This window comes from Corynebacterium sp. KPL2838 (genome assembly GCF_040225455.1).
In the GTDB taxonomy this organism is placed as follows: domain Bacteria; phylum Actinomycetota; class Actinomycetes; order Mycobacteriales; family Mycobacteriaceae; genus Corynebacterium; species Corynebacterium rhinophilum.
Window position 1 is genome coordinate 1 of record NZ_JBEHFT010000072.1, and the last position, 1,584, is coordinate 1,584.

Consider the following 1,584-nt stretch of genomic DNA (forward strand, 5'->3'; position numbering starts at 1 on the left):
CGTCTCGCCATAGTAGTCATTCTGGTTCATCTCCTCATGCGGGTTAGGTTCCCACACACAAACCATTAGACACTCTCTATCTCTTGGTTAAGCTCAGCTATATTGCTTAACGACCGTAGTCCCAGGTTCGGCGGGCCTTTTCACCCAAGCCTCGCGGTCTTGGGGAGCACCTGGCGGATACGCACGCGCGAAAAGAAGCCAGGCTCTAACCCTGTACTCTCTGCCCGGTAAAAAGCGAGGAACTTCTATTGATTCGGGAAACCATCCCACGCGGATTTATGAATCTCTCCGCGCGTCTAACTAGACACACGCACTATGTGCAAGTAGACTGACTATTGAATTGTTACAGCAAGAAAAACCCTAGCTCATCAGAGCTAGGGTTTTTCATATGCCACGCCGACTTCGATGAAGAAGAAACCGAATCATTCTCGGCAGAGGCGACCTTGATGATTTTCATTCATCACCTCCGCATAGAGGGGTGATGCACAAGCAGACGTAACTCCAAATTTTCCATACACATTCTAAGGACACCTAGCGCCCAGAAAGCCTCATTCTTCCGCTATCTCTAGTCCTCTATTTAAAAAATTTCCAAATAATTAATCGCTTCTCAAACAAGAGGTAGTGAAGTCCACCTGCAAGGTTTATCGCATAAACGATAGTAAGCGCATATGAAACTAATCCCGAGAAGACTGTGGTAGTTCTTGTTCCCGAATTTGCCGAAGAATAGCGTTGGTTTTTTCCATTTCTCTTACTATAAAATGCAATCGAAAAGCTATAAATAAGGTTACGGCTAGTAATACTATTTGTACCATTACTGACTCCTACGGGATAATGTTTACGCAGGCATAGGGTGTCCACTGACCATCAGCTTTGACGCGACCGCAGAACTTAGAGTTCTTTGCGAGTAGTTGGTGCACACGGAACTTGTGATTCGTAGCAAGGAACGGCTCTCTGCATGTTCGTTGATTGTGAACCTGTTTGTTCGGATTGTTAAAACCGTCGCGATAAGATATTTCGTATTGATCAACGCACATATTACTACCGCCCCATCCGGTGTAAAGACCTACAATAGCACTCTCTACTGTTTGCCCTTCTCCCTTAACATCCAGTGATATCCTTGCGCCCGGATTACCATGTGCTGCTGTAGATCCGTGAGCGCTATAAGGCTGGATTCCAGTGCTGTCATCCAAATACTTTGAATCAGTCAGGTGGAACTTGCTATCTGTTTTCTCTGGAGCTCCATTAGTAGCGGCATCTGCTGGAGTCACGATAAAGATAGACGCCATTGCAATAGCCGAAACGGATGTCATCTTTATGAAATCTTTTACTATACTTTTCACAGGTTAAGGTAATCATGTTTTTAGCTTATTCACAAGTAAAATCCTTCCTCCCATAAAGATTACTCTGGGTTATACAGTTGTCTTCCTAGTTTTATTCTCTAAATCGACGAATGATGCGTTGCAGAGGATTGTGTCTGGTCGCTGGAGGATGCGATGCAGGGTTCCCCCTTTGAACTGCTCCCCATTAGTTGGACTGAGAAATCAGTTACCGACTAGTAGGGAGTAGTTTTCTTTGAGAGCACGA

Annotated in this window: 1 protein-coding gene; it reads right to left on the reverse strand. The window is 45.0% G+C overall.

Annotated elements, in window-relative coordinates; genetic code table 11:
• Positions 1–821 precede the first annotated feature (821 nt).
• Entirely contained in the window at positions 822–1,310 is a 489-nt protein-coding gene (locus ABRP98_RS11695; protein WP_349859359.1) for a hypothetical protein, read from the reverse strand.
• Positions 1,311–1,584 lie beyond the last annotated feature (274 nt).

Coding starts and splice junctions, on each gene's coding strand:
- ABRP98_RS11695 (WP_349859359.1), bottom strand. CDS start 1,310: ATGACATCCGTTTCGGCTATTGCAATGGCGTCTATCTTTATCGTGACT.